The sequence below is a fragment of the Pseudomonas sp. GW456-12-10-14-LB2 genome, from assembly GCF_002884345.1.
Lineage (GTDB): Bacteria > Pseudomonadota > Gammaproteobacteria > Pseudomonadales > Pseudomonadaceae > Aquipseudomonas > Aquipseudomonas paraglycinae.
The window spans coordinates 1-276 of the sequence record NZ_POHV01000134.1 but is presented as its reverse complement, the minus strand read 5'-3'; the positions used below and the strand labels follow the sequence as shown (position 1 = coordinate 276).

Genomic DNA, 276 nt, shown 5'->3' with positions numbered 1-276 from the left:
GAGATGCCTCAACCGCGTGGCCGGCTTCTCGACGAGGTTCCAGGACACCACGCCGAACATCATGGAGACCGGGACCGATACGGCCGCGAGTATCCAGGGATTGGAGCATGCGGGCGTGGTCGCGATCGCCCACTGTTGGATCGGCCATGCGAACACGTAGACGCCGTAGGAGATGTCGCCGAGGCGCCGGCCCGCGAAGCCGAGCGGCCTGATCGCGAGGGCGAGATAGATTGTCAGATACGCGAAGCATCCGACTAAAGCCGCGTCCCATATGGA

The 276-nt window shown here is 63.8% G+C and carries 1 pseudogene; it reads right to left on the bottom strand.

The features are described from left to right. A pseudogene (locus C1X29_RS29280) lies at positions 1–276 on the bottom strand (hypothetical protein); the annotation flags it as partial.